Source organism: Nitratireductor luteus, from assembly GCF_026162365.1.
Lineage (GTDB): Bacteria > Pseudomonadota > Alphaproteobacteria > Rhizobiales > Rhizobiaceae > Chelativorans > Chelativorans luteus.
The window spans coordinates 284,888-310,435 of sequence record NZ_JAOANW010000008.1; the positions used below are offsets into that span (position 1 = coordinate 284,888).

Here is a 25,548-nt window from a genome sequence, read left to right on the forward strand (position 1 = left end):
CCCGCCATCCACCTGCAGCACCGTTGCAGAGCGCACCGCCCTATTCGCCATCGGGGCTGGCTTCATCGATCCATTTGACGACCGCTTCCACCAGTACCTGAGGCTTGTAGCCGAGTTTCGTCGGGGTCAGCCCCATGCGCAGGACCACGAGGCGGCGCGAGGGAATGATCGTCATCGTCTGCCCGTCATGGCCGAGCAGCCAATAGGCATCGTCCGGCAGCTCGTAGCCCGCGTCCGGCTCCTCGTCCTGCGGCCGGTCCACACGCGGGCCATGCAGCCAGAGGTGCCGGCCGTATTCGCCGCCAGAGGCCTTTGTTGGCGTGCGCATCCAGTCGACCCAGCCGGTCGGCAGGATGCGCCTTCCCTTCCACGTACCGTCGTCAAGCAGGAATTGCCCGAACCGCGCCCAATCCCGCGCCGAGGCATAAAGATAGGACGAGCCGACGAAGGTTCCCCTGGCATCCGCCTCCAACACGGCGCTCGTCATGCCAAGCGGGCCGAACAGCGCATTGGCCGGCCAGTCCAATGCCTCCTGGGGATCCTCAAAAGCGTTCTGCCATATTCGCGACAACAGAACGCTGGTGCCGCTCGAATAGCTGAAAGCCTCGCCCGGCGCCGCCACCAGGGGCTTGCCGGCCGGTACCTGGACCATGTCCGGCTCCAGGTAGAGCATTTGCGTGACATCGGTAACGCTGCCGTAGTTCTCGTTGAATTCCAGACCGCTTTCCATACCCAGGAGGTCGGCAATCGTGATCTTCGACCTTTCATTGCCTTCCCACTGTGGCAGCAGCCCGTCATCCTCCACCGAAAGCCGGCCCTCGCGCACCAGCGTGCCGACGACTGCCGCCGTAACCGTCTTGGTCATCGACCAGCCCAGCAGCGGCTGGTCGAAATGAGCCACATCGTCTCCGTAGCGCTCGCCGATGATGTGGCCGTCGCGGACGACCACGACCGCACGCATCCCCGGCCCGACGGTTTCGGGATCGTCCAGCGCCGCCGCCAGCGCCGGACTGTCCGAAGCGTTTATTGCCAGCCCCTCGGGCCACGGTTCCGTGCCGCTTGCCCGCTCGCCTGCACTTGCCGACGAATGCGCCGCGGCCGCCAGGTTCCCATCGGGCACCGCAGCGCATCCCGTTCCCCGGCGGAAAACGGCAAGCCCGTCGCCGAAGAGGCCGAATAGACCCGCCCGCACGGTGGCATCGGACGCATCGACGTCCACCCACATCAGCCGCAACAGGGGATGGCCCGGCGCCTGTACGTCCCTCGCCAGCACCGTTTCAGGTTCCCGTCCGGCGATGAAAACATTGGAGCAGACGATCTTGGCCGCATAACCGGAGCCGACGCGTATGAGATCGGGCGGCGCGACGTAAAGCAAGAGGAAGAGCCCGGCCAACAGTGCCGTGACAGCACCGCTCGCCCATTTCAAGCCGACCCGCATCTTGCGCAAACCAGAGTCTCCAAAGTTCGGGCGGGAGCGACGGTGGCGCATACCATGGCCTCGCCTGCCTCCCATGGTGTAGGAATATGCGTTGATTCGCACCGGGGAGCTTGGCGCATCATGCGGATTCTTGCAGTCATCCTTATGACATCGATGCTTGGCGCCTGCGCGAGCGGCAGCTACGATCTGGCGGACCTTGCGCCGGCGTCCGCCTTACCCTCCAAAGGCCCGCGCTTCGGCGACAACGATCCCCACGAATGGACCGTCCGCGCACCGTGGACCTACGGAGTCCACGGCACCGACGTTTCCAAGTATCAGCCCGATGTTGACTGGGCCGAGGCACGCCAGTCGGGCATCTCCTTCGTCTTCATCAAGGCCACCGAGGGCGGGGACCGGGTCGACGAGGCCTTCCGCCGCCACTGGAACGGGGCGAAGGCGGCCGGCATACCGCGCGCCGCCTATCATTTCTTCTATTTCTGCCGGCCGGCCATCGAGCAGGCCCGCTGGTTCATCGCCAATGTGCCGCGCGATCCCAGCGCGCTGCCGCCGGTGCTCGACATGGAATGGAATCCGTTTTCGCCCACCTGCACCATCCGCCCGCCGGCGGAAAAAGTGCGCGCGGAGATGCGCATTTTCCTCGACGCCATTGAGCGCCACTATGGCAAGCGCCCCATTATCTACACCTCGATCGACTTCTTCGAGGACAACGGCCTGTGGCGCTTCAAGGGGTACCCATTCTGGCTCCGATCGGTCGCCGGTCATCCTGATGACAAATATGGCGGGCATCCATGGGTCTTCTGGCAATACACCGGAACGGGTGTCGTTCCAGGTATCGAGGGGAATGCGGACATCAACGTTTTCAACGGTGACACGAGCGCCTGGCAAAAATGGCTCGAGGCCCAGGCCGGCTGATGGGCAAGAAGGAGTGAGAAATGGATTTGCGAACACCGCTTTTCGGTCTGGTCTTGGCTTTCGGAGTGCCTGCCGCGGCATTCGCCCAGCAGTGCGGAGGCGACTTCGACGCATGGCGGGCTGGCGTCGAGGCTGAAGCCGCCGGTCAAGGCGTCGGCCAGCGCGGCCTCTCCGCCCTCAACCAGGCCCGCCTCGATCAGAATGTGCTCAGCCGCGACCGCGCCCAAGGCGTCTTCACCCAGACCTTCCGCGAATTTGCAAGCCGCATGATCAACGACTACCGCCTGACGAACGGCCGGGCCAATCTTCAGAAATACGCCGACACCTTCGCCCGCGCTGAAAGCGAGTTCGGCGTGCCGGGGCCGGTCATCGCTTCATTCTGGGCGCTCGAAACCGATTTTGGCGCCGTTCAAGGCGATTTCAGCACGCTCAACGCACTGTCGACGCTCGCCCATGACTGCCGCCGCCCCGAGCTCTTCCGCCCGGAACTGATCGCGCTCCTGAAGCTGATCGACCAGGGCGTCGTGGACGCCGGCGTCACGGGCGCGTGGGCCGGCGAGATCGGTCAGCTACAGATGCTGCCGACGGACTATCTGGAAAAAGGAATGGACGGCGACGGCGACGGCCGCATCGACCTGAAGGGCAGCGCTCCCGACGCCATCCTGACCGCCGCCAAGGCCATCAGCACGCTTGGCTGGGAAGCCGGCCAGCCATGGCTCGACGAAGTGCGCGTTCCGGCAAGCCTGCCCTGGGCCGAAACCGGCCTGGTGTCCAGGCTCCCGCGCTCGGAATGGTCGCGCCTCGGCGTAACCGCACGCAGCGGCGCACCGCTTCCGGCCGATGGTCTCTCCGCCCGCCTCATCCTGCCCATGGGCCACAGGGGCCCGGCGTTCCTGGCTTATGACAATTTCGATATCTATCTGGAATGGAACCAGTCGCTGATCTACACGCTCACCGCCGCGCATCTGGCCGCACGGCTGGCAGGCGCTCCCGCCTTCGATCCGAACCAGCCCGAGCCCGGCCTGGAGCCGGAGGCCATCAAGCGTTTGCAGCAAAAGCTGGCCGACAGGGGATATGACGTCGGCGGTATCGACGGCATTCTGGGTCTCAACACCCGCCTTGCGGTACGGCAGGAGCAGCTTCGTCTCGGCCTGCCCGCCGACGGGTGGCCGACACCTGTGCTCTTGGCAAACCTGTAGGATTAGCGACAGCTCGGGCGCGGCTCGTTACTCCTCCGCCTCCGTATCGCTCTCAGGCTTCCTGGCCCTTTCCTCGGCCCGGCGCAGCCGCCATTTGCGCCATGCCTTGCGCCCGGCTCGATAGCGCGTGCGCACCCACCACAGGCCCTCTCCCACATTCTCGATCTCACTGGCATAGGCTTCCGACAGCGCCTCGCGGTAGGACGAGAAGCCGTGGGCGGCGGCGGCCTCGATCCGATGCATGACGGACATCCATGCCGGTGAGAACAGGAGCGATATAGCGGTCACCGCAATTGCCAGCCGATATGCGTCGGGGCTGAGGGCGCCGGCGGAAAAACCGGCTGCCGCCAGGACGAAGGAAAACTCGCCAATCTGCGCCATCGAAAGTCCGGCAACCAGCGCAGTATCGCGTTCGTGGCCGGTCAGGCGCAGCAGGAAGATGTTGAGCAGCGTCTTGGCGGCGATGACGATGACCGAGGCCAGCGCCACGGTCCAGATGTTTTGCCAGATGAAGGCCAGATCGAACAACAGGCCGATAGACAGGAAGAACACCACGACGAGCACGCTCTGTATGGGCTCGATGACCGGGATCACCCTGCTGCGCAGGGTCGAGCCGCCCACCAGCAGGCCGGCGACGAATGCCCCGTAGGCGGGCGACAGCCCTGCGAAACCTGAAATAGCGGCAGCGCCGAAGCAGGCCGCCATCGCCCCTAGCGCCAGCATTTCCACATTGTCGGCCAGGAATCCGGTGAACGGTATGCGTATCTTGCCTCGCCTCCCGAGCCACCAGAGCAGGCCGGCCAGAAGCGCCACGGCAAGCGCCACCTTGAGGATGACGGTGACGGGGCTTACCGCTTCCCCGCCGAGTGCTGCCACAATGATGAGCATCGGCACGACAGCGATGTCCTGCGCGATGAGCACGGCGACCGCGATCCGCCCCGCATCGCCCCGCAGTTCCCCCATGTCGTCGAGCATCTTCATGGCGACGACCGTGCTGGACAGGCCGATGATGAAACCCAGGATCAGGCCTTCGGCAAGGCCCGCGCCGCCGATCCAGGCAATCGAGAGACCTATGGCCAACGCCACGCCGAGCTGGCCCGCGGCAACGATGATCGCCGGTCTCAGACTCAGGATGAACGCCTTGAGCGACAGTTCCGTGCCGATGAAGAACAGGAGCATGAGCACGCCCATCTCAGCCAGCACCGAGACGTTCTCGCCGTCGCCGACGAGCCCGAGACCGGTCGGCCCCATGATCACGCCCGCCAGGATGAAGCCCACGAGCGGCGGCTGCTTCAGGCGCATGAGAAGAAGACCGAGCCCCGCCGCCACGAGAATGACGAATGCCGTCTCGGTCAGTGGAAATGCGTGATGTGCCTGCTCCAACCTCAGCTCCCCACAGGCCGGCTCAATCGGCCATCGTCTCAAGACTGGCGAAACTTTCGGGCGCCGTGCCTTCATCGAACGGTGTCGCCACCTCAACGAAGGTGTCGGGGTAAAAGCCGTTGAAATGGGTCCTTAACGAGAGCGAATAGGCCCCGATATGACCGATCTCGATCCAGTCGCCCGTCTCCACTGTTTCAGGAAGCCAAAAAGGGCGGGAAAGAATGTCGACCGAATCGCACGTCGCTCCGCACACGCGGAACGGCACCAGCTTGCCTGCGTCTCCGTTGCGGCTGCGGATCGCCGGATCAGGGATGAAGCGTGCCGGCAGCGTGATCTTGCCGGTCCAGGAGTCCGACAGCGATGCCCAGATGCCGTCATTGATGTAGAGCCGCTTGCCCTTACGCAGGAGCACGCGCACGATCAGAGAAAAAGCGCGCGCCACGATCACCCGGCCAGGCTCGGCGACCAAAGGCATTTCGTCAAAACCCCATTCGATGATGTCGCCGCGAAATCGTGCCATCAACGCTTCGAGCGAAGGCATTTCCGGCTTTTTGCGATTGGGGTCGTGACCGTATTCGGCTGGAAACCCGCCGCCCACGTCGAGTCCGGCCAGTTTCACGCCAGCCCTGCCCCGCACCCAGTCCGCCGAGGCCAGCGCCCGCTCATAGGTGTCGGGGTCCTCGATCTGGCTGCCCACATGAAAACAGATGCCTACCTTGAAGCCGTAGCGATCCAGCCGCGTGAGCAGTTCGACCGCGTGGGCCGGCCCCGCGCCGAATTTCTTGGAAAGCTCGTAGGCCGCATGCCCCTTGGTCTGGATGCGCACGAAGACGGTTATGGAGCCGGGATCGATATCGAGCGCGCGCACCACCCGGGTCAGCTTCGTCACCTCCGCCTCGTGGTCGACGGCGATGACGCGGATGCCGTATTCCTCCAATCCCAGCCTGATATCCGACTGCGCCTTGACCGGATGCATGTAGAGCATCTCGGCACCCGGCGCGACGGCGCGCACCGCCGCGAATTCCGCCGGCGAGGCCACATCGAAGGCATTGATCCCCGCCTCCGCAAGTGTCCTTAGCACCAGTTCCTCGCCATTGGTCTTCACCGCATAGGCGACCTTGCCGGGAAACATGTCCACGAACTGCCGTGCATCCGCCTTAAGCACGTCCGGGCGAAAGCAGTAAACCGGCGCATCGGGGCGCATATTGAGCGCTGCTTCCCTGGCCGTCTCGAATCGCTGCATGGGCTAACCTCCGCTACAAGGGCAGCCTAGGGCGGGAACAGCAGGAATGAAACGCCCGAACCGGCTTTGCGCACCAGAACCCGGCTGCTTTTTGGGCCAGAACAGGTTTCGGGTGGTGGTGGAGCGTCCAGAGGCGTAGTCAGGTTCGACGGAAACGGGATGCCGCATGAACAGGGAAACGCCAACATCTTCGGCAAGCCAGCTATCGCTCCAGGCCTGGTTCCTTCTCATTCTGCTGGGCGTCATCTGGGGCGGCTCGTTTTTCTTCGCTCGCATCGCCGTGAGCGAGATGCCTCCGCTTGTCCTCGTCATGTTCCGCGTCACCATCGCAGCGCTCGTCCTGCAGCTGTGGCTGCTGGCGAGAGGTCCCAGCTTCCGCCTCGCCCTGCCAATGGCGGCCCAGTTCTTCGTGCTGGCCGTTCTCAACAACGTTATCCCTTTCTCGCTGATCTTTCTCGGCCAAACGGAGCTCGGCGCGGGCATCGCCGCGGTGCTCAATGCGACCACGCCGTTCTGGACAGTGATCCTCGCCAACATGCTGACCAATGATGAAAAGTTTTCCTGGGCCAAGGTTCTGGGTATCGGTTTCGGCATAGCCGGTACCTGCGTCATGATCGGTCCGGGCCTCATCGCCGGCCTTGGCGGCCCGATCTGGGCCAAGCTGGCGCTGGTCGGCGCGGCCGTGTCCTACGCTTTCGCCTTCATATTCGCCCGCCGATTTCGCGGTGTGCCACCGCCGGTGATCGCCACCGGCCAGCTGACGGCGTCATCGATCATCATGGTCCCCCTCATCCTCGTGACCCACGGTCCGCATGGCCTCTTCGCAGCAAGCACCGGCGTCTGGGCGGCAGTGCTGGCGCTGGCGGTCCTTGCCACCTCCTTTGCCTACATCCTCTATTTCCGCATCATCGCCCTTGCAGGCGCTACCAACACATCCCTTGTCACCCTGATCGTGCCGGTGAGCGCCATCCTGCTCGGGGCGATCTTTCTGGGCGAGCGGCTGCATAGCTTCGAGGTGGCCGGGATGGGATTGATCGCACTCGGCCTCGTCACCATCGACGGGCGTTTGTTCCGCGTCGTGCGCGGACGTCCGCCGACAGTTGTTAACACAAAGTGAATCGTTGCAAATTGGCGAGCAAATTCAACCGCAAGGCGATCTAACCGGAAACACTTTTTCACAACCTCGCTGCGCCGCAGCATAGAAAGCACTTGGCAATTGCCCGCCAAGCCCTAGAATCCGGGCTCCAGTCTGCAGAGGAGGCTTAGCTCATGGGACTGACACGGCCACTGAACGCGCTCGTCATATGCGTCGCGTTCGCGTTTATCGGCGCCCTTATTATGGGCGTACTTCCCTAAACGGTGAAAATCCAAAAAAAGCAAAGCTGCTACAGACAATGGGAGGCCGGGGTAACCCGGCCTTTTCTGCGTCTTCAAGCAGCTGCCGAACTCAGATTGGCCGCGTCGGCCGACGGCCTGATTCCGATCACGTGGGAGACGGCGAAGGGAAGCTCGGAGCGGTTCATCGTGTAGAAGTGGAAATCCTCCACTCCCCGCTCCACCAGGTCCAGCACCTGTTCGGCCGCCACCGCCGCCGCAACGAGTTGGTGCGTGACCGGGTCCTTGTCGAGGCCCTTGAACCGCTCGGCCAGCCACGACGGCACATTCGCGCCGCACTGGCCGGCGAAACGCGTCATCTGCGCGAAATTGTTGATCGGCAGAATGCCCGGCACGATCGGAATATGAATGCCGGCCCGCCGGGCGCGTTCCACATAGCGCTCATAGACGTCATTGTCGAAAAAGAACTGGGTTATCGCCCGCTTTGCGCCGTTGTCCATCTTGCGCTTCAACATATCGATATCCGTCGCAAGGTCCGGACTCTCGGGGTGTTTCTCGGGATAGGCCGAAACAGAAATATCGAAATCGCCCTGCCGCGACAGCGCGCCAACCAGGTCCGCTCCATTAGCATAGCCGTTGGGATGCGGACGATACTTCGCGCCCACACCCTCGGCCGGATCGCCGCGCAGGGCGACGAATCGCGAAACACCCATCCGCGCGAACTCGCCGATGACCGCATCCACCGACTCCCGGTCCGCATCCACACAGGTCAAATGCGCCGCCGCCGTCAACGATGTCTCGTCGAGAATGCGCTTGATCGTGCGCGCCGTGCGCTCGCGCGTCGACCCCCCCGCCCCGTAAGTCACCGAAACGAAGGCCGGGGCCAGCGGCTCCAAGCGCTTGACCGTCTCCCACAGCTTGCGCTCCATCTCGTCCGTCTTCGGCGGAAAGAACTCGAAGGACGCACGGATGCGGCCTCCGGTATCGGGGCGTCGGGAGGAACGATATTGCGACATTAAGCCAACTCCTTGACCGTGCCGGCACGGGTTTGGCCAGCGCGGTGCTGATTATCCGCGATGAGCATGCGTCGATCCTGCGCAAGCCAGAGCTTGACCGTTAGACCGCCGGCGGCATCGCCTTCCGGCTCGAAATTGCGGGTTTCGACGAGTTCCAACTCCGCTTCGCGCAGCCATTCGCCAATCTGGCCGTCACCGAAGCCAAGCCGCACATGCGCATGTTCCTCGCGCAGGAACTCCAGCGCATGCGGAGCGAAATCCACAATGACAAGCTTGCCCGCCGGACGCAGCAGCTTCGCCGCCTCGCGAATAGCCAGCCCCGGCTCCTCCAGGTAGTGCAGCACCTGATGAAGCGTCACCAGATCGTGCGAGTCGCGATCCACCGGCGGCGCATAGACGTTGCCGAGGCGCACCTGGGCATGGGTAATGCCGGCGCGCTCCAGCTTGGCGCGGGCGACCGCCAGCATTTCCCGTGAAAGGTCGACGCCAATGCCGCGCCGGTAAAGCGGCGCGAACAGCTCCAGCAGGCGGCCGGTGCCGGTCCCCAGATCGGCCATCGACTGGAACGGTCTTTCGCCGACCAGCGCCTTGAGCTCGGCTTCCACCGCCGCATCGGGAACATGCAGGGAGCGGATTTGATCCCAGCTTGCCGCATTGGCCGCGAAATATTCCGCCGCTCTTTCCTCTCGGCGCTGTTTGATCGCCTCCAGCCGTTCGAGATCACGGTCCGTGACCGGGTCCGTACGGTCGATACGCGCCACGACGCCATCCACGAACTCGCGCGCGGCGTCGGACTCGGAAAGCCGGAAATAGGCCCAGGTCCCCTCCTGATACCGCACGATCAAGTCCGCCTCCAAGAGCAGCTTGAGATGCCGCGAGACCCGCGGCTGCGACTGGTCGAGAATCTCCGTCAGATCGGAAACCGTCAGATCGCCATGCGAAAGCAGGACGAGAATGCGCAGCCGGCTGGGCTCGGCCGCCGCCTTGAGGATATCGACCATAAGGTCGAGCTGAACTGTCGGGCGTGTAAGCATGCGCCTCTCCGAAAAGATATAAAGATATGTTTATATGGATACTGAACTCTTGGCAAGAGCCACCCCGAAAACCCATCTTGCCTGGAGGTGTTCCCAAAAATCGGGGACCGGTTTTCAGGATTCGGAATAAAAAGCTGGATCGGGGCAGCGACTCAACGAAATGTCACCCCTGATCCAGTCGTCGGCAACGGAGGATGGATTCGGAATGCCTGTTTCGACAAATCGCCAGCGCGCTGTAGGCAAGGCCCTGACCATGCTGCTTCCGCGAGCGCCCTATGCCGATACCGAGAAGATCCGCGCCGCCGCCAACGACCGCAAGCTGCGCGGCCTCCCGGCATCCATAGCGGTATGGATCGCCACGATCGCCCATGTGCGCCATGAACACACCGATTACGATACGCTTCTGAAGGAAGGCTATGACCGCGACGCGGCACGCTTCTTCGTGCTCGGCGACATCAACGAAACCCTGACCCACTGGCGTGCCACACGGCTCCTGGAGCCTGACGACGAGGAAGTTGAATAGTGTCGCAGCCGGCCATTCGGGGCCGCCACGGCCCGAATATCAGCAGGTCCTACATCATGCGCAACAGCGCGCCGCCGATGGAATAGCCCGCGCCGAAGGCGCACAGCAGGCCGAAATCGCCCTCATGCATGTCTTCATGATTCTCGTGAAGAGCTATGATGGCGCCGGCCGCAGCCGTGTTGCCTAGCCGCTCCAGCACCGTAGGTGCACGATCCTGTCCCACATCCTTGCCGAAGGCCAGCTTGAGGATCATCGCGTTCATGCGCGCGTTGGCCTGGTGCAGCCAGAAGCGGCGCATCGTATTGGGCGTATGCCCGTGTTCGGCCAGAAAATCGACGATGAACTGATGGCCGGCGACGGTCACTTCCTTGAAGACCTTGTTGCCGACCTGCTTGATCATGTTGCCTTCCATTTCGAGAATGGAGACGTCATCCTGCGACAACCGGCTCAGAAAGCCGAAATTGGTGCGGATACTGTTGGAGAACTGGGTCCAGCCCCGCGTGTCGACGATTTCGAAGCGGCCGGGCCGGCTTTCGCCCTCACCCAGCGCCTCGACCAGCATCGCCACCGATGCGTCGCCGAAGATGAAATGCGTCTGCCGGTCCCGGAAATTGAGATGGCCGGTGATGAGTTCCGGCGTCACCACCAGCACCTTCCGGTGCGCGCCCGAGCGCACGAGATTTGCCGCCACATGCAAGGCGGCCACCGCCGACGAGCAGCCAAGCCCCATATCGAACGCCGCCCCGCCGGTGCCCAGCGCCTGCTGGATCTCGATGGCCAGCGCCGGATAGGGTCGCTGATGATGTGAGGCTGCGCAGATTACCAAGTCGACGTCGCCTGCCGCCGCCCCCGCGTGGACCAGCGCCTTTTGCGCCGCCTTCACCCCGAACTCTGCCATGACCGACAATTCGTCGTCGGCGCGCGCCGGGATGTTGGGCGCCATGCGCTCGGCATCGAGGATACCCTCGCGCTCGTAGACATGCCGGGTCCTAATACCCGAAGCGTTCACGATGAAATCGGCGTCCGAGCGGGGCAGCGGCGGCTCGCCGCGCGCCGCACGCGCCGTATTCTCCCGGTCGACCCAGATATTGAACGTCTCGACCAGCTCCTCGTTGGAGATCGAAGACTGGGGAATCTCGACGCCGATACCGCCCACGCACACCTTCTGGGGAAGTTGCCTGGGTGGGGCCGCCAGGGCGAAATCATGCCCATCGCGCTCGCTCGTACGCCGTAACATATTGAATAGCCCGTTCTACACTCGTCCGGAATCATGCGTGATGGCATAAATACCAAGCTGCCGGCCACCATCCCCCCACCACATTCGATACTATGTCGCAACCCCTAATGGAATGCGAACAAGGCGGTTTCCGGTCAACTTTTGTCTGGAGGGAACACGATGGCGTGTAGCTGGCGAGGCCGAAACGGCCTCATCTTTCGCACGCCATGGCGCCAACTGGATGCGCCGCCTCCAATTTACCGCGTCAAAGGCTTGTACGTCACCCGCTTCGGGTTGACGCTTTCCGGTCCCAGCCGGCGTACCTTGTCTGCTTCGTAGTCTTCGAAGTTGCCCTCGAACCATTCCACATGGCTGTCGCCTTCGAAAGCCAGGATGTGGGTGGCCAGGCGGTCGAGGAACATGCGGTCATGCGAGATGATGACGGCGCAGCCGGCGAAGTTTTCCAGCGCGTCTTCCAGCGCGGCCAGCGTCTCCGTGTCGAGGTCGTTGGTCGGCTCGTCGAGCAGCAGCACGTTGCCGCCCTCCTTCAGGAGCTTGGCCATGTGGACGCGGTTGCGCTGTCCGCCCGACAGCGTTCCCACCTTTTGCTGCTGGTCGCCGCCCTTGAAATTGAAGGACGAGCAATAGGCCCGGCTGTTGATCTCGTATTTGCCCAGCTTGAGGATGTCATTACCGCCCGAAATCTCTTCCCACACGGTCTTGTCCGGATTGAGGGAGTCGCGGCTCTGGTCGACATAGCCGAGCTTCACCGTCTCGCCGATGCGGATTTCACCGCTGTCGGGTTTGTCCTGCCCGGTGATCATTCGGAACAGCGTCGTCTTGCCCGCGCCGTTGGGACCGATCACGCCGACGATACCGCCGGGCGGCAGCTTGAACTCCAACCCGTCGATCAGCAGGTGATCGCCATAGCCTTTGGTCAGACCTTCGGCCTCGATCACCACATTGCCTAGCCGCTCGCCCGACGGAATGACGATCTGCGCGTCGCCCGGCCGGCGGTCGGCGGCCGACCGGACCAACTCGTCATAAGCCCGGATGCGCGCCTTCGATTTGGCCTGGCGCGCCTTGGGGCTGGCGGCCATCCACTCGCGCTCGCGCTCCAGCGCCTTCTGCCGTGAAGCTTCCTCACGGCCTTCCTGCTTCATGCGTTTGGCCTTGGCTTCCAGATAGGCCGTGTAATTACCCTCGTAAGGGATGCCCCGTCCGCGGTCGAGCTCCAGGATCCACCCCGTCACATTGTCGAGGAAGTAGCGGTCGTGGGTGATGATCATCACGGCGCCGGGATATTCGCGCAGGTGCTTTTCGAGCCAGGCTGTGGTCTCGGCGTCCAGGTGGTTGGTGGGCTCGTCCAGAAGCAGGAGATCGGGTTGGCGCAGCAGAAGCTGGCACAACGCCACGCGGCGCTTTTCGCCGCCCGACAGATTGACGACATTGGCATCGGCCGGCGGGCAGCGCAGGGCTTCCATCGCCATCTCCACCTGCGAATCCAGATCCCACAGGTTCTGGCTATCGATCTTGTCCTGGAGCGCGGAGGCTTCCTCGGCCGTTTCGTCCGAGTAGTTCATCATCAGTTCGTTGTAGCGGTCGAGGATCGCCTTCTTGTGGGCGACGCCTTCCATCACATTGCCCATCACGTCGAGCGCCGGGTCGAGTTGCGGTTCCTGGGGCAGGTAGCCACAGGTCGCCCCCTCGGCGAGCCATGCTTCGCCGGTGAACTCCTTGTCGAGCCCGGCCATGACCCGCAGAACGGTCGACTTGCCCGCGCCATTGGGGCCCAGGATACCGATCTTGGCATCGGGGTAGAAGGAAAGATGAACGTTCTCCAGCACCTTCTTGGCGCCGTAGGCTTTGTTCAGCCCGGACATGTGGTAGATGAATTGGCGTGCCATGAGGCTCGTCGCGCTCCGTCTATGAGGGGTGAATGGTAGATGGCGAATAGTGAACGGTCAGAAAGTTGGCGTGCACCAACAGGCCGGGACGCAAGTCCGCCGGCCGCTGCGCATCATCAACTAGTCACCATTCACTGTTCACCATACGGATTTCGCCCGCGTATGTAGGCGAAACGCGCGCTGGGAGCAATGCGCGTCGGCACCTTCAACAGGAGACGTCCCCTTGCCCTTCGCCTCCCCCAAAACCCTGCCAACGCCGAGCGGTACGCAACTCACGCTTTATATGCAGCACGCCAAGCGCAGGCCCCGCGCGGTCGTGCAGGTCAATCACGGCCTCGCCGAGCACGCCGGCCGCTATGCGCGCTTTGCCGATTTTCTCGCAGGGCAAGGTTTCCACGTCTACGCGCACGATCACCGGGGGCACGGGGCGACCCGTGCGCCTGGTGCGCCCAAAGGCTCCTTCGGCCCCGGCCCGTCCGCCAGCATCGTCGTCGCCGACGTCCTCGCCGTCCATGAGGCTATCGCGGCCGACCACCCCGGCCTTCCGGTCATCCTCTTCGGCCATTCCATGGGCGCGCAGATCGCTCTAAACTTCCTTTCCGCCCATCCCAAGCGCTGCGCCGGGGCGGCCATCTGGAACGCTCCGCTCGCCACCGCGCTGGAAGCCAGGGCCGGAAAGCTGGTACTCGCCTGGGAGCGTTTCAGGCTGGGGTCCGACGTCCCTTCGCGCATCATGCCCCGCCTCACCTTCTCCGCCTGGACCAAGGCCGTACCGGACGCCGTCACCCCCTTCGACTGGCTATCGCGCGATCCGAAGGAGGTGCGGAAGTATATCGAGGACCCCGATTGCGGATGGCTGCCGACGGTCGACATGTGGCGCGATATCTTCGACTTCAATCTCAAGATCGCGGCCGCCGACGCCTTCGCACAGGTGCGGCGGACCATGCCGGTCCAACTTGTGGGCGGCGGCGCGGACCCTTCCACCAAAGGCGGCACCGTCATGCGCCGCCTCGAAAGACGCCTGCATCGGGAAGGCTTTTCGAATCTGGAAACAAGGATTTACGAGCAGGCCCGCCACGAAACTCTCAACGAGGTCAACCGCGAGAAGGCGATGGCAGATTTCGCCGGTTGGGCCAAGAAAATCGCAGGCTGAGGCTTAATTGGGGCTTTCGCCTGCCGCTGGCCGGCGGCCCCGGCATTTGATACGCACTCCTGACCGTTCATCAAAGGGCACATCCGCAATGTCGCATCCACCGCTAAAAGGCATCCGCGTCATCGAGCTGGCGCGCATTCTTGCCGGCCCCTGGGCCGGACAGGTGCTGGCCGATCTCGGCGCGGATGTCATCAAGGTAGAGAATCCGGATGGCGGCGATGACACCCGCAGATGGGGTCCGCCCTTTGTCGAGGGGGCTGAAGGCGAAAATCTTTCCGCCGCCTACTACCATTCCACCAATCGCGGCAAACGCTCCGTCGCATTGGATTTCAGCCAGGAGGAAGGGCGGCAATCCCTGCTCAAGCTGGTCGCCACGGCCGACGTGCTGATCGAGAATTTCAAGGTCGGCGGGCTCAAGAAATACGGCCTCGACTACGAGACACTGAGGAAAACCAACCCGCGCCTCGTCTATTGCTCCATCACCGGCTTCGGGCAAACAGGCCCCTACGCCTCGCGCGCGGGCTACGATTTCATCATTCAGGGTATGTCCGGCCTCATGTCGATCACGGGTGCGCCGGGCGGCGAACCGCAGAAGGTCGGCGTCGCCGTCAGCGATCTCTTCACCGGCCTCTACTCGGTCATCGCTATCCAGGCGGCGCTGCGTCATGCCGAAGCCACCGGCGAAGGCCAGTATATCGACATGGCCCTGTTCGACAGTCAGGTATCGGTTCTTGCCAACCAGGCCCTGAATTACCTCATCTCAGGCCAGCCCCCGGTGCAGATGGGCAACGCCCATATGAACATCGCCCCCTACGAGGTGCTGCCGGTCAGGAACGGCCACATCATCCTCGCGGTCGGCAATGACGGACAGTTCCGACGCTTTTGCCACATCGTCGGGCTAGACGACCTGCCGGGCGACGAACGCTTCGTCACCAACCCGGCCCGCGTGGCGAACCGTGAGGCGCTGCGGAAAAGGCTCGTCGCCTGCCTGGCCGATTGGGAAAAAGCCGAGCTCCTCGGCCTGCTCGACGCCAATGCGGTGCCGGCCAGCCCCATCAACAATATCGAGGAAACCTTCAACGACCCCCAGACGCTGGCGCGCGGCATGAAGCTGGAGCTTGATGACGGCCACGGCACCGTGCTTCCCTCGGTGCGCGCACCCATGGCCTTTTCGGGCACGCCGCTCGCCTACGAACGGCCGAGCCCGCGCCTGGGCGAACACACGAACGAAATCCTGGCGGAACTGGAAGAGGACAAGTCATGAAAACGGGCGGGCAACTGATCGTCGAAGCGCTGGAAGTCAACGGCGTCGACCGCATCTACAGCGTACCGGGCGAAAGCTATCTGGCCGTGCTCGACGCCCTGCACGATTCGAACATCCGCAACATCGTCTGCCGCCAGGAAGGCGGCGCTGCCATGATGGCCGATTGCCACGGAAGGCTGACCGGCAGGCCCGGCATCTGCTTCGTCACACGTGGTCCCGGCGCCACCAACGCCTCGCCCGGCATCCACATAGCCGCGCAGGACTCCAACCCGATGATCCTGTTCATCGGGCAGGTAGCGCGCGGCATAAAGGAACGCGAGGCATTCCAGGAAGTCGACTACAAGGCGTTCTACGGTTCAATCGCCAAATGGGTGGTTGAGATCGACGATGCAAGCCGAATCCCCGAACTGGTCACCCGGGCCTTTGCCGTCGCCACTTCCGGCCGGCCCGGCCCCGTCGTCGTCTCGCTGCCGGAAGACATGCTTACCGACATCGTGGAAGCCCCGGCTCCCCTGCCCGCCACCCCGGTCGAGACCGCGCCCGGTGACGCGGAGATTGCCGCCCTGCGCGGTCTTCTGGAAAACGCCCGGCGGCCCTTCGTCATCCTCGGTGGCACGCGCTGGACCGAGGATGCGGTAAAGCAGACATGCGCAGCACTAGAACGCTGGGCGCTACCTGCCGGCTGCTCCTTCCGCCGCCAATCGCTCTGCGACCAGATGCACCCTTCCTATACCGGCGACATCGGCATCGGCATCAATCCCAAGATTGGCCAATATATCAAGGACGCCGACGTCGTACTCCTGATCGGTTGCCGCTTCGGCGAGATGCCTTCATCCGACTACACGCTGCTCAAGAGCCCCTACCCGGACCAGAAGCTGGTTCACGTCTACCCCGATCCGCACGAACTTGGTCGCGTCTACCGCCCGACACTCGCCATCAACGCGACGCCGGCCGCCTTTGCCGAAGCCTTTTCTCGCCTTGTGCCGTCCTCCGCTCCTGCCTGGGCCGACCAGACCGCCGAACTGCATCAGGCCTATCTCGATTGGTCCACGCCGCCTGAAAAAGGCGTCGGCAACGTGCATATGGGCCGCATCATGGCATGGCTCGAGGAACAGCTGCCGGAAGATGCCGTCATCTGCAACGGCGCGGGCAATTACGCGACCTGGGTCCATCGCTATCACCGCTTCCGCCGCTACAACACGCAGGCCGCCCCCACCTCCGGTTCTATGGGCTACGGAACGCCGGCAGCCGTTGCCGCCAAAGACCTTTTTCCCGGGCGCCAAGTCATCGCGTTCGCCGGCGACGGATGCTTCATGATGAACGGCCAGGAATTCGCCACCGCCATGCAGTACGGCCTGCCGATCATCGTCATCGTCGTTAACAACGGTACCTTCGGCACCATCCGCATGCACCAGGAGCGCGAATATCCCGGTCGCGTCTCTGGCACGGACCTGAAGAACCCGGATTTCGCGGCGCTCGCCCGCGCCTATGGCGGCCATGGCGAAACAGTCGAGGAAACCGCCGATTTCGCCCCCGCCTTCGAGCGCGCTCGCGCCAGCGGCAAGCCGGCCCTTATCGAGATCAAGCTCGACGCGGAAGCGATCACGCCGACCAAGACGCTGACGGAGATCAGGGAGAAGCGGTAGAAGGGTCGGCTGCCGATTACCGGCAACGCAGGCTAGGTGCGGGAACGCGCGTCAAGCGCGGCACCGATCCCCGCGTCGATGGCAATGCCGACACCAACGCCCACCGCAAGGTCGTCGGATGCCGCTCCCAGAGCAGCCCCGACGCCTGTGCCTATGGCGATCCACAGGCCCATGGGAGAGAACGGCTTGTCCATGATTTGAAAGCATGGCAACCGGCCACCGGGTTGCAAGGCGGTTCCCCGCTGCGGCGCAACCGCTGCGTCGATGCGCACACTTGCGCATCGTCTTCCCAAGCGATAACGCACTTGAAAATCATTTGCAAAAAGCATTTTTCATCGTGCTCGAACGCGTTCTCTCGAAACCACCTTTAAACGAACAACAAGACACCGGCTGGCGGAACGCCCGTGGCGAAGCCTCGCTCGCCGACGTCCATCGCAGCATCGCAGTGCGGCCAACGGCGGGCCGCCTGCGCCGGTTCGCAGCTTTCATCGGGCCGGGCTACCTGGTCGCCGTCGGCTATATGGACCCTGGCAACTGGGCGACCTCAATCGCCGGCGGATCAAGGTTCGGGTATACACTTCTGGCCGTCGCCCTTGTCTCCAACATCATGGCGATCGTCCTGCAGAGCCTGTGCGCACGGCTAGCCATCGCCAGCGGGCGCGACCTTGCCCAGGCTTGCCGCGACGCGTATCCGCGCTGGACCTCCTATCCGTTGTGGCTGCTCGCCGAGATCGCCATCATCGCCACCGATATCGCCGAGGTGGTGGGCACGGCCATCGGCTTCAATCTCATCTTCGGCCTGCCGCTTGAGATAGGCGTTGCGGTCACCGCGCTTGACGTATTCCTGATCCTCTACCTGCAGCGCATCGGCTTCCGCTATCTGGAAGCACTGGTGATGACGTTGCTGGCGGTCATCACACTCTGCTTTGCCGTCCAGATCGGCCTCGCCGACCCCGAATGGGGTGCGGTCATCCGAGGTTTCGCGCCGACCACCGAGATCGTTACCAACCCGGAAATGCTCTACCTGGCGCTTGGCATTCTCGGCGCCACGGTCATGCCGCACAATCTCTATCTGCACTCGGCCATCGTGCAGACTCGCGCCTGGGGCTCGAGCGAAGCGGAAAAGCGCGAGGCGCTGCGTTTCGCCACCATCGACTCCACCGCCGCGCTCATGTTCGCGCTTTTCATCAACGCGGCGATCCTGATTCTCGCCGCGGCGGTTTTCCATAGCTCCGGACGCACGGAAATCGCCGAAATCGGCGAGGCGCACACGCTGCTTGCTCCGCTCCTCGGCTCCACGCTCGCCCCCGTGCTGTTCGGCATAGCGCTGCTATGCAGCGGCCGGCCAGGCGGTCATGGAAGGCTTCATAAACATGCGGGTGCGCCCGTGGCTCAGGCGGCTGGTCACGCGCGGCATCGCCATCGTGCCTGCGGCGATCGCTACCGTCTATTACGGTGAAGGCGGAACGGGAAAGCTGCTGATCCTGACGCAGGTAGCCTTGAGCCTTCAGCTTTCCTTCGCCGTGGTCCCGCTGGTGCAATTCACCGCCGACCGGCGCAAGATGGGCGCACTGACGGCGCCCGTCTGGCTGGTCACCACGGCAAGCCTCATCGCCCTCATCATCATTGTCCTGAATGCCAAGCTGGTGATGGACTTCGCAGCGTCCGGTTTCGACACAAGCGTGCTTTGATCACGCCGCATCGAAGTCGAGAACCAGCTTCTTTGCCGTCGGGCGGGTCTGGCAGGCGAGCGTGAAACCCGCCTCGACCTCCCACGGTTCGAGGGAGAAGTTAACGGCCATCTCCGACGCCCCTTCCACCACGCGGCAGCGGCAGGTGCAGCACATGCCCCCCGCGCAGGAATAGGGCAGTTCGATGCCCGCCTTGTGCGCCGCGTCCAGCACCGTGCCATCGGCATCCCGCATGGCGAAGCTGCGCCTGACGCCGTCGAGCACCACTTCGATGGCCACGCCTTCCTCGACAGCCGCCCGCGCGGCCTTCGATGCCTTGCGCGGCATCGGCGCGTCGCCCGAAGGCGTGAAGCGCTCGAAGCGGATGTGGTCGCGTTCGACGCCCATCTCCCCGAGCACGCCCGACACCGCGTCGATCATCTCGCCCGGCCCGCACAGGAATACGCCGTCAGCCTGAAGCGGCTCTATCAGCCCGCCCGCGGCCAGCGCCCGCACCTTGGCGGCATCGATGCGTCCGTTGAGAAGCTCCACGTCCTGCGCCTCCCGCGACAGGAGATGGACAAGCGTGAAACGCTCCAGATAGCGGTCCTTCAGGTCGTTCAGCTCTTCCAGAAACATGATGGTCTCGGTCGAGCGGTTGCCATAGACCAGCGTGATCGTGCTGTCCTTCTCATGCGAAAGCACGGTGCGGGCGATGGAAAGCATCGGCGTGATGCCGGAACCGGCCGCGAACAGCAGGTAATCGTGCCGCTCCCCCTTCAGCGCCGTGAACCGCCCCTGCGGCGGCATCACCCGGATCGTGTCGCCTACCGAAAGCTCTTCATTGACGAAGGTGGAAAAGCGTCCGTCCGCGACCTTTTTCACGCCGACGCGCAAATGCGGATCGCCCGGCGCCGAGCAGATCGAATAGGAGCGCCGCGCCTCCTGGCCATCTATGTCGGTGGAAAGCGTCAGATATTGCCCCGGCGTGAAAGCAAACTCCTTGGCGCAGTCTTCCGGCACTTCGAACGCGATCGCCACCGCATCGGGCGTCTGGCGCTCGATCTCGGCCACCTTCAGCTCATGAAAACGCGGGACCATCACCACCTCAGATGCATTTGAAATAGTCGAACGGCTCATGGCAGGCCTCGCAGCGGTAAAGCGCCTTGCAGGCCGTCGAGCCGAACTCGGAGATACGCGCGGTCTCGCCGGAGCCGCAGCGCGGGCATGCGACCTCGGTTTCTCCGAACAGCGCACGGATCGAGTTCGACGCCTTGGCGGGCGGCGCGATGCCATAGTCCCGCAGCTTCTGACGCCCCTCCGGAGTGATCCAGTCCGTCGTCCAGGCGGGCGAGACGACGCGCTCCACGCGCGGCTCGAAACCCGCGTCGCGCAGCGCCGCCTCCACCGCCAGTTCGATGGCCAGCACCGCCGGGCAGCCGGTATAGGTGGGCGTGAGCCTGGCAATCGCCGTGTCGCCGTCGACCTCCACCGAGCGCAATATGCCGAGGTCCTCGATGGTAACGACCGGGATTTCCGGATCGACGACGGACGCTGCGGCACGATAGGCACGCTGCCCCTCATCCACCGGGCGGCACCAACCAGGGTCGGGCCACGGGTCTCGACCCGTCCTGCGGACCCCCGTGGACGGGGAGAAGGAGGTTATTGTCCCTGTCCCGCCCATCACCAAGCCGCTCCCGGATAGCTGCGCTGCATGAACTGCAACTCCGCCAGCAAAAATCCCATCGCCTCGCCATGCAGACCGCGCCGGCCGCCGGTCTGCGTGAAGGGCGCTTCCACCCATTCAAGCCCGGCTTCCGCAAAGATCGGCCCCACGATAGCGTCGAAGCGGGAACGCAGGCTTGCAGGCTTCGGCGCAATGCCTGCCTCGGCCACCGCCTTCGTCACATCGTCGCTCTCGAAAAGCTCGCCCACGTAAGGCGCCAGCGCCTCCACCGCCGCCTTCATGCGCCGCGTGCTTTCTTCCGTGCCGTCGCCCAGCCGCACAACCCATTCGCCCGCATGACGGATATGGTAGGCCACCTCCTTCACCGCCTTGCCGGCGATGCCGCGCAGCGTCTCATCGGTCGAGCTCAGCATGGTTTCCCACATGGGTTCCATGAACGCTGCGAAATAGAGCTGGCGCAACATGGTGTGGGCGAAGTCGCCATTCTCGCGCTCCGCCATCAGGCAATTCGTGTATTCCCGCTCACGGCGCAGATAGGCCAGAGCGTCCTCGTCGCGTCCCCTGCCTTCCACCGCGCCCGCATACTGATACAGCACCCGCGCCTGCCCGATCAGGTCGAGCGCCATGTTCGGCATCGCGAGGTCTTCCTCCAGCATCGGCGCATGGCCGCACCATTCCGAAAGCCGGTGGCCGAGAATCAGATGATCGTCGGCAAGCCGCAGAAGGAATGCGGCAAGCTCTTCCCGCGAGATCGTGTCGGCGCCCGCCATCACATGTGCCCCACATCGTCGGGAATGTCGTAGAAGGTCGGGTGGCGGTAGACCTTGGAAAGCGCCGGCTCGAAATTCTCGTCCTTGTTTTCCGGGTCCGACGCCGTGATGGCCGAAGACGGCACGACCCATATGGAGGTGCCCTCGCCGCGCCGCGTATAGACGTCGCGGGCCGCCTGCAGCGCCATCACCTCGTCGGCCGCGTGCACCGAGCCGCAATGCTTGTGCGCCAGCCCGTTACGCGGGCGGATAAATACTTCCCAAAGGGGGATCTGGTTCTTAGGCATGTCGTTCACTCCGCCGCCATTTTCGCGGCCGCGCGCCGCGCCTTGCGTTTTTCGGCATGGGCCAGGGCCGCCTCTCGCACCCATGCGCCCTCTTCCCAGGCCTTCCTGCGCGCCTCGATACGCTGCCGGTTCATCGGTCCGCCGCCCTTGACCACGCGCCAGAACTCGTCCCAGTCGATGGCGCCGAAATCGTAGCCGCCCTTCTCTTCGTTCCATTTCAGTTCGGGATCGGGAATCTTGAGCCCGATGAACTCTGCCTGCGGCACCGTCGCATCGACGAATTTCTGGCGCAGTTCGTCGTTGGTGAAGCGCTTGATCTTCCACTTCATCGACTGGTCGCCGTGCTGGCTTTCCGAATCGTGCGGCCCGAACATCATCAAGGAAGGCCACCACCAGCGATCCAGCGCGTCCTGCGCCATTTCCTTCTGGTCGTCGCTGCCCCGCGCGAGCGTCATCATGATCTCGTAGCCCTGACGCTGGTGAAAGCTTTCCTCCTTGCACACGCGGATCATCGCCCGCGCATAGGGTCCGTAAGAGCAGCGGCAGAGCGGGATCTGGTTCATGATCGCCGCCCCGTCCACCAGCCAGCCGATGGCCCCGATATCGGCCCAGGTGGGCGTGGGATAGTTGAAGATGGAGGAATATTTGGCCTTACCGGACAGGAGTTCCTCGGTCATCTGCTCGCGCGAAACACCCAGCGTCTCGGCGGCTGAATAAAGATAGAGCCCGTGCCCACCCTCATCCTGCACCTTGGCGAGCAGCGCGGCCTTGCGGCGCAGCGACGGCGCGCGCGTGATCCAGTTGCCCTCCGGCAGCATGCCGACGATTTCCGAATGCGCATGTTGCCCGATCTGGCGCACAAGCGTCTTGCGATAGCCGTCCGGCATCGGGTCGTTGGGCTCGATCTTCTCCTCGGCGTCGATGCGCGCCTGGAAGGCGGCGAGAAAGGCCTCGTCCTCGCCCGTATCGGTCTTCGCCCCGATAAGCCCTTGGCTATACATGGCTTCTCCTCCATCCTCGTGCCACGCTGCTGGCGGCACACCAAATATGTAACAAAAAAACAGAAAACACGCAATGTTTCGTAACGCATTTTAGGGCGGAGAACCAATATGAGCAACACGACGACACTGCTGGAAACCGCGAATGAGACGCTCGCCGCCGTCTTTGCCCCGTGGATCAAGGCAATGCGGCTGGAGGCGGTGGCGATGGACGCCGCGGGCGGCGATTTCCGCCTGCCGGAAAACGGCGATCTCGTCCACGCCGGCGGCATCATCTGCGGCCAGGCAACCGCGTCCGCCGCCGATACCTGCGCCGTTGCGGCCCTTTCAGCCGCCAACGGCCGCTTCCGCCCCGTCACCACCGTCGACCTGACCACCCACTTCATCCGCCCGCTGAAACCCGGCGCGGTGGACATCCGCGTGGAAGTGCTGTCGAACGGCAGGCGCATGGCCTATGTGCGGGTGGAGATCCGCGCGGAAGGGGATGAGCGCGTCGCCTTTACGGCGACGGGGGCTTACGCGTATCTGGGGGAGCAAGCGCCTGCCGCCGGAGGCGCGCAAGAAGGTCTAGCGGCGATCGCCGCAGCCGGACGCGACTAGCAAGCTCGATCTGCTCGCGGACACTCTTGCAACCGTGTTCTTCGAAGAAGCCCACAATGCGAGGCCCGGCGAAGCTCTTCTTGCCGCTCGTACTATAGTGTCTCAGAGGAAGACGATGGGGGCTGATCGCGCGGCCACCTCGCGAGAGCGCCACGCCAACGCAAAACTGTTCCGGTGTGTGTGCGTCGACGACGGCAATAACTTTACGGAGCGCGAAGTATGCGTCTTCCAGCAGCGTCAAATTTGAACGGTGAACGCCTATGATCCCGCTGTTCCACATCGGTTCCGTGCCGGCCAAACGTTCACCGCCGATCGAAACATCGGCAGTTCCAAGCTTGGCATAGTTGTAATGTGGCCTGCCCTCGCAGAAGCGCATCACTGAATGCGTCGGCGACACCATATCGAACGCATGCGCAATGCTTCCGATCGGGTAGATATCGGTATCCATGAAGAACAGGCGATCGCACCGCTTCAGCAGTTGAATGACACCGGCTGCCTTGATGCCGAAGTGATAACGGTCGCCGAATGAGAATTCCGACTTATCCTTTGCGGAGAGCTCGATCACCTCAACCGGATAGGGGTCAAAATGGTCCGGTTCGTCTGATAGGATCGATAATCCTGGCATCTGGTGTCCGGTGGAGGATTCTAAGAGCACTGAACAATGCTCCGTTGTGGTAGAGCTTGTCGGCGCCGTACGCGACAAAACCGTAACGATCTTCCATTGATATCCTCGGCAAGCAGTCCGCATCTATAGCGGCGCGGATTCCCCAAACGCAAGGGCGACCGATACGTCAAGACTGCGAAATCCTCCCCGCCGGCGACCGCCCGGTTTGCGGCTAGACTTCCTGAACTCCGACTGCACCACATCTGCGCCGCCCCTGAATGGGCAGTTGAGAGCGATCTATGGCCATGCCACCTTTCAATCACTGTATCGCATCATCCAGGCCGGCAGCGATGCTCGGCCGATTGCCGTCATAGATATCTCGACGATCGGCTTCATTCGGGCACAAATATCCCCTGATCCAGTGCTCCAACGGTCATGCCGGCATCGCCGGCCTGCTGATAACGCTTGGAAGTGGCCATTGCTTCGATAACTGACCGCGCCCGGTCATAATCGACAGCAAGGGTGGCCTTGGCTGCATTGAGCCTGACTTGCATATTCGGATGTTCAAGCAAAGCTATCAGCAACTGCCTTTGATCATCATCTCTCGACCTCAGCTCGATCTCAATTTGCAATAGCTCATCGAACAGCCTGTTAAGCCGCTTCGTATCCAGGTCGAGCAGGGCCTCATCCTGCAGGATACCGATTTCAGTGTAACGCGAAACCAAAGAGGTATCCGAAAGGCCGGCAATTTTCTCGCGCTCGTCCAACGCTATCACTCTCATTCGGGCACATAGCTCCCCTTGTCCAGGGCGCGGAGCATTCCACGCGCATCAACGGATTGGGGATATCCCGCCCGGCCCGCAACCTCCTCCCGCGCCTCTTCCGGATGGACGGCAAGCGAATAAGTCGCTGCTGTTACGCGCACCTGCATGTTTGGGTGCTCATAGAGCTTCGAAACATGACTGCGCTGGTCTCCCGGACGCCGTTTCAATTCCTGCCAGACCAGCGTCATCTGATCATAGAGCCGGTTGCAACGACGCGTGTCGAGATTGAGTTCGGCCTCATATTGGGCAACGCCGATCTTTGCAAACCGGGCGATGAGTTCGTGGCTCGACAACTGTTCGAGATCGTTCCGCGTCATGGTTGCAGCACTCCACCTGCGGCACAACGGTAGGGCGTCACCTTGAAGCGTCCGAGCGTTCCTTCCACGGGCCGAACTTCAAGAAATCCAACGTGTCTTTGGCAAATGGCAGCTGTGGCTCTATGCGCTGATCGATGATTGTCTGAACGACCTCAATAGCCCGCTCCGGAAACAAGGGATGCGCGTAGGTCGCTGCCACAAGCCGCACCTGTGCGTTCGGATGGTCGAGCAGGCTTGCAAGCGCGCCCCGCTGGTCGTCAGCGCGCGACTTCAGCTCTTCGACAATATGTCTGATCTTATCGAAGGCACGGTTGTAGCGCCGCGTATTAAGGTCAAGCAACGCTTCGTGCTGGACAAGGCCTTGTTCGACGAACTGCTGAACGAGCGTATCCAGTCGAAATCTCGCGCTTCTTTTTCGCTATCATGTCGCGGTTCCCCCGGCGATCATCATTCTCATTCATTCTGCCTTCGCGACAGGGCCAAGTCACTTTCGCCTTAACCTTAGGCAGCAAGGCTTCTTCA

The 25,548-nt window shown here is 63.0% G+C and carries 25 protein-coding genes and 1 pseudogene; 9 read left to right on the plus strand and 17 right to left on the minus strand.

Annotated elements, in window-relative coordinates:
* Positions 1-40: 40 nt before the first annotated feature.
* The gene (locus N1058_RS13785; RefSeq protein WP_265518210.1) at positions 41-1,438 is read right to left on the minus strand and encodes a serine hydrolase domain-containing protein; all 1,398 of its coding nucleotides are present in this window, start codon (positions 1,436-1,438) and stop codon (positions 41-43) included.
* Positions 1,439-1,558: 120 nt separating this feature from the next.
* Between N1058_RS13785 and N1058_RS13790 the strand changes: the two genes are divergently transcribed.
* Together N1058_RS13790 and N1058_RS13795 are read left to right on the plus strand one after the other, a co-directional pair.
* Entirely contained in the window at positions 1,559-2,350 is a 792-nt protein-coding gene (locus N1058_RS13790; RefSeq protein ID WP_265518143.1) for a glycoside hydrolase family 25 protein, read from the plus strand.
* 20 nt (positions 2,351-2,370) lie between these two features.
* A complete protein-coding gene (locus N1058_RS13795) occupies positions 2,371-3,549 on the plus strand; it encodes a lytic murein transglycosylase (protein ID WP_265518144.1) in 1,179 nt (392 codons plus the stop codon).
* A 27-nt stretch (positions 3,550-3,576) separates the two neighbouring features.
* Here the strand turns inward: N1058_RS13795 and N1058_RS13800 are convergent, their stop codons facing one another.
* Positions 3,577-4,932: a cation:proton antiporter gene (locus N1058_RS13800; protein WP_265518145.1), complete on the minus strand. Its 1,356-nt coding sequence runs from the start codon at positions 4,930-4,932 to the stop codon at positions 3,577-3,579.
* Between the two features lie 22 nt (positions 4,933-4,954).
* On the minus strand, positions 4,955-6,175 hold the full coding sequence (locus N1058_RS13805) for an alanine racemase (RefSeq protein ID WP_265518146.1): 1,221 nt from the start codon (positions 6,173-6,175) through the stop codon (positions 4,955-4,957).
* A gap of 166 nt (positions 6,176-6,341) precedes the next feature.
* Between N1058_RS13805 and N1058_RS13810 the strand changes: the two genes are divergently transcribed.
* Positions 6,342-7,292 (plus strand): DMT family transporter, encoded by a 951-nt coding sequence (locus N1058_RS13810; RefSeq protein WP_265518147.1) that lies wholly within the window; start codon positions 6,342-6,344, stop codon positions 7,290-7,292.
* A 313-nt stretch (positions 7,293-7,605) separates the two neighbouring features.
* On the opposite strand, the gene metF is transcribed toward N1058_RS13810, so the two are convergent.
* Positions 7,606-8,526, minus strand: coding sequence for a methylenetetrahydrofolate reductase [NAD(P)H] (metF, locus tag N1058_RS13815; RefSeq protein ID WP_265518148.1), 921 nt, complete (start codon positions 8,524-8,526; stop codon positions 7,606-7,608).
* Entirely contained in the window at positions 8,526-9,560 is a 1,035-nt protein-coding gene (locus N1058_RS13820) for an ArsR/SmtB family transcription factor (RefSeq protein WP_265518149.1), read from the minus strand. The genes metF and N1058_RS13820 overlap by 1 nt, the downstream gene beginning before the upstream one ends.
* Before the next feature lie 205 nt (positions 9,561-9,765).
* Here N1058_RS13820 and N1058_RS13825 point away from each other — a divergent pair, with 205 nt between their 5' ends.
* Positions 9,766-10,083 carry a DUF2293 domain-containing protein gene (locus N1058_RS13825; RefSeq protein WP_265518150.1) on the plus strand — a complete coding sequence of 106 codons (318 nt, stop codon included), beginning with the start codon at positions 9,766-9,768 and terminating at the stop codon, positions 10,081-10,083.
* A 49-nt stretch (positions 10,084-10,132) separates the two neighbouring features.
* Here N1058_RS13825 and N1058_RS13830 read toward each other — a convergent pair whose 3' ends face one another.
* Both N1058_RS13830 and ettA read right to left on the minus strand, forming a co-directional pair.
* Complete coding sequence (locus N1058_RS13830; RefSeq protein WP_265518151.1) at positions 10,133-11,320, minus strand: beta-ketoacyl-ACP synthase III; 1,188 nt, start codon at positions 11,318-11,320, stop codon at positions 10,133-10,135.
* Positions 11,321-11,556: 236 nt separating this feature from the next.
* On the minus strand, positions 11,557-13,206 hold the full coding sequence (gene ettA / locus N1058_RS13835) for an energy-dependent translational throttle protein EttA (RefSeq protein WP_265518152.1): 1,650 nt from the start codon (positions 13,204-13,206) through the stop codon (positions 11,557-11,559).
* 223 nt (positions 13,207-13,429) lie between these two features.
* Here ettA and N1058_RS13840 point away from each other — a divergent pair, with 223 nt between their 5' ends.
* From N1058_RS13840 to N1058_RS13850, 3 genes are all read left to right on the plus strand, one after another.
* The gene (locus N1058_RS13840; RefSeq protein WP_265518153.1) at positions 13,430-14,359 is read left to right on the plus strand and encodes an alpha/beta hydrolase; all 930 of its coding nucleotides are present in this window, start codon (positions 13,430-13,432) and stop codon (positions 14,357-14,359) included.
* Between the two features lie 88 nt (positions 14,360-14,447).
* Positions 14,448-15,623: a CaiB/BaiF CoA transferase family protein gene (locus N1058_RS13845; protein WP_265518154.1), complete on the plus strand. Its 1,176-nt coding sequence runs from the start codon at positions 14,448-14,450 to the stop codon at positions 15,621-15,623.
* Positions 15,620-17,269 (plus strand): thiamine pyrophosphate-binding protein, encoded by a 1,650-nt coding sequence (locus N1058_RS13850; protein ID WP_265518155.1) that lies wholly within the window; start codon positions 15,620-15,622, stop codon positions 17,267-17,269. The genes N1058_RS13845 and N1058_RS13850 overlap by 4 nt, the downstream gene beginning before the upstream one ends.
* 32 nt (positions 17,270-17,301) lie before the next feature.
* On the opposite strand, the gene N1058_RS13855 is transcribed toward N1058_RS13850, so the two are convergent.
* Positions 17,302-17,463 carry a glycine zipper domain-containing protein gene (locus tag N1058_RS13855; RefSeq protein ID WP_265518213.1) on the minus strand — a complete coding sequence of 54 codons (162 nt, stop codon included), beginning with the start codon at positions 17,461-17,463 and terminating at the stop codon, positions 17,302-17,304.
* A gap of 143 nt (positions 17,464-17,606) precedes the next feature.
* Between N1058_RS13855 and N1058_RS13860 the strand changes: the two are divergent.
* Positions 17,607-18,960: pseudogene (locus N1058_RS13860) on the plus strand (Nramp family divalent metal transporter).
* On the opposite strand, the gene paaE reads toward N1058_RS13860, so the two are convergent.
* The 5 genes from paaE to paaA form a co-directional block, all read right to left on the minus strand.
* Positions 18,961-20,040, minus strand: a complete 1,080-nt coding sequence (paaE, locus tag N1058_RS13865) for a 1,2-phenylacetyl-CoA epoxidase subunit PaaE (protein WP_265518156.1) — start codon at positions 20,038-20,040, stop codon at positions 18,961-18,963.
* A gap of 7 nt (positions 20,041-20,047) precedes the next feature.
* Positions 20,048-20,527 (minus strand): 1,2-phenylacetyl-CoA epoxidase subunit PaaD, encoded by a 480-nt coding sequence (gene paaD / locus N1058_RS13870; RefSeq protein WP_265518157.1) that lies wholly within the window; start codon positions 20,525-20,527, stop codon positions 20,048-20,050.
* Between the two features lie 95 nt (positions 20,528-20,622).
* On the minus strand, positions 20,623-21,396 hold the full coding sequence (paaC, locus tag N1058_RS13875) for a 1,2-phenylacetyl-CoA epoxidase subunit PaaC (protein ID WP_265518158.1): 774 nt from the start codon (positions 21,394-21,396) through the stop codon (positions 20,623-20,625).
* Positions 21,396-21,683: a 1,2-phenylacetyl-CoA epoxidase subunit PaaB gene (paaB, locus tag N1058_RS13880; RefSeq protein WP_265518159.1), complete on the minus strand. Its 288-nt coding sequence runs from the start codon at positions 21,681-21,683 to the stop codon at positions 21,396-21,398. Before paaB ends, paaC begins: the two co-directional genes overlap by 1 nt.
* A gap of 5 nt (positions 21,684-21,688) precedes the next feature.
* Positions 21,689-22,684: a 1,2-phenylacetyl-CoA epoxidase subunit PaaA gene (gene paaA / locus N1058_RS13885; RefSeq protein ID WP_265518160.1), complete on the minus strand. Its 996-nt coding sequence runs from the start codon at positions 22,682-22,684 to the stop codon at positions 21,689-21,691.
* A 108-nt stretch (positions 22,685-22,792) separates the two neighbouring features.
* Between paaA and N1058_RS13890 the strand changes: the two genes are divergently transcribed.
* Entirely contained in the window at positions 22,793-23,281 is a 489-nt protein-coding gene (locus N1058_RS13890) for a PaaI family thioesterase (RefSeq protein ID WP_265518161.1), read from the plus strand.
* Here the strand turns inward: N1058_RS13890 and N1058_RS13895 are convergent.
* The 4 genes from N1058_RS13895 to N1058_RS24230 all read right to left on the minus strand — a co-directional run bounded on the left by N1058_RS13895 (position 23,181) and on the right by N1058_RS24230 (position 25,366).
* Positions 23,181-23,906 carry a hypothetical protein gene (locus N1058_RS13895; protein ID WP_265518162.1) on the minus strand — a complete coding sequence of 242 codons (726 nt, stop codon included), beginning with the start codon at positions 23,904-23,906 and terminating at the stop codon, positions 23,181-23,183. The genes N1058_RS13890 and N1058_RS13895 overlap by 101 nt on opposite strands.
* Before the next feature lie 371 nt (positions 23,907-24,277).
* Entirely contained in the window at positions 24,278-24,652 is a 375-nt protein-coding gene (locus N1058_RS13900) for a DUF2019 domain-containing protein (RefSeq protein ID WP_265518163.1), read from the minus strand.
* An 11-nt stretch (positions 24,653-24,663) separates the two neighbouring features.
* Complete coding sequence (locus N1058_RS13905; protein ID WP_265518164.1) at positions 24,664-25,026, minus strand: DUF2019 domain-containing protein; 363 nt, start codon at positions 25,024-25,026, stop codon at positions 24,664-24,666.
* 37 nt (positions 25,027-25,063) lie between these two features.
* A complete protein-coding gene (locus N1058_RS24230; protein WP_420847984.1) occupies positions 25,064-25,366 on the minus strand; it encodes a DUF2019 domain-containing protein in 303 nt (100 codons plus the stop codon).
* Positions 25,367-25,548: the final 182 nt, after the last annotated feature.

Excerpts from the sequence above, each read along its gene's own strand:
- paaE (WP_265518156.1), bottom strand. The coding sequence starts at position 20,040 with ATGGTCCCGCGTTTTCATGAGCTGAAGGTGGCCGAGATCGAGCGCCAG.
- N1058_RS13790 (WP_265518143.1), top strand. The coding sequence starts at position 1,559 with ATGCGGATTCTTGCAGTCATCCTTATGACATCGATGCTTGGCGCCTGC.
- paaA (WP_265518160.1), bottom strand. The coding sequence starts at position 22,684 with ATGTATAGCCAAGGGCTTATCGGGGCGAAGACCGATACGGGCGAGGAC.
- metF (WP_265518148.1), bottom strand. The coding sequence starts at position 8,526 with ATGTCGCAATATCGTTCCTCCCGACGCCCCGATACCGGAGGCCGCATC.
- N1058_RS13850 (WP_265518155.1), top strand. The coding sequence starts at position 15,620 with ATGAAAACGGGCGGGCAACTGATCGTCGAAGCGCTGGAAGTCAACGGC.
- N1058_RS13830 (WP_265518151.1), bottom strand. The coding sequence starts at position 11,320 with ATGTTACGGCGTACGAGCGAGCGCGATGGGCATGATTTCGCCCTGGCG.
- N1058_RS13895 (WP_265518162.1), bottom strand. The coding sequence starts at position 23,906 with ATGCCAGGATTATCGATCCTATCAGACGAACCGGACCATTTTGACCCC.
- N1058_RS13845 (WP_265518154.1), top strand. The coding sequence starts at position 14,448 with ATGTCGCATCCACCGCTAAAAGGCATCCGCGTCATCGAGCTGGCGCGC.
- ettA (WP_265518152.1), bottom strand. The coding sequence starts at position 13,206 with ATGGCACGCCAATTCATCTACCACATGTCCGGGCTGAACAAAGCCTAC.
- N1058_RS13820 (WP_265518149.1), bottom strand. The coding sequence starts at position 9,560 with ATGCTTACACGCCCGACAGTTCAGCTCGACCTTATGGTCGATATCCTC.
- N1058_RS13890 (WP_265518161.1), top strand. The coding sequence starts at position 22,793 with ATGAGCAACACGACGACACTGCTGGAAACCGCGAATGAGACGCTCGCC.
- N1058_RS13855 (WP_265518213.1), bottom strand. The coding sequence starts at position 17,463 with ATGGACAAGCCGTTCTCTCCCATGGGCCTGTGGATCGCCATAGGCACA.
- N1058_RS13825 (WP_265518150.1), top strand. The coding sequence starts at position 9,766 with ATGCCTGTTTCGACAAATCGCCAGCGCGCTGTAGGCAAGGCCCTGACC.
- N1058_RS13785 (WP_265518210.1), bottom strand. The coding sequence starts at position 1,438 with ATGCGGGTCGGCTTGAAATGGGCGAGCGGTGCTGTCACGGCACTGTTG.
- paaB (WP_265518159.1), bottom strand. The coding sequence starts at position 21,683 with ATGCCTAAGAACCAGATCCCCCTTTGGGAAGTATTTATCCGCCCGCGT.
- paaC (WP_265518158.1), bottom strand. The coding sequence starts at position 21,396 with ATGGCGGGCGCCGACACGATCTCGCGGGAAGAGCTTGCCGCATTCCTT.
- N1058_RS13805 (WP_265518146.1), bottom strand. The coding sequence starts at position 6,175 with ATGCAGCGATTCGAGACGGCCAGGGAAGCAGCGCTCAATATGCGCCCC.
- N1058_RS13905 (WP_265518164.1), bottom strand. The coding sequence starts at position 25,026 with ATGACGCGGAACGATCTCGAACAGTTGTCGAGCCACGAACTCATCGCC.
- N1058_RS13810 (WP_265518147.1), top strand. The coding sequence starts at position 6,342 with ATGAACAGGGAAACGCCAACATCTTCGGCAAGCCAGCTATCGCTCCAG.
- N1058_RS13795 (WP_265518144.1), top strand. The coding sequence starts at position 2,371 with ATGGATTTGCGAACACCGCTTTTCGGTCTGGTCTTGGCTTTCGGAGTG.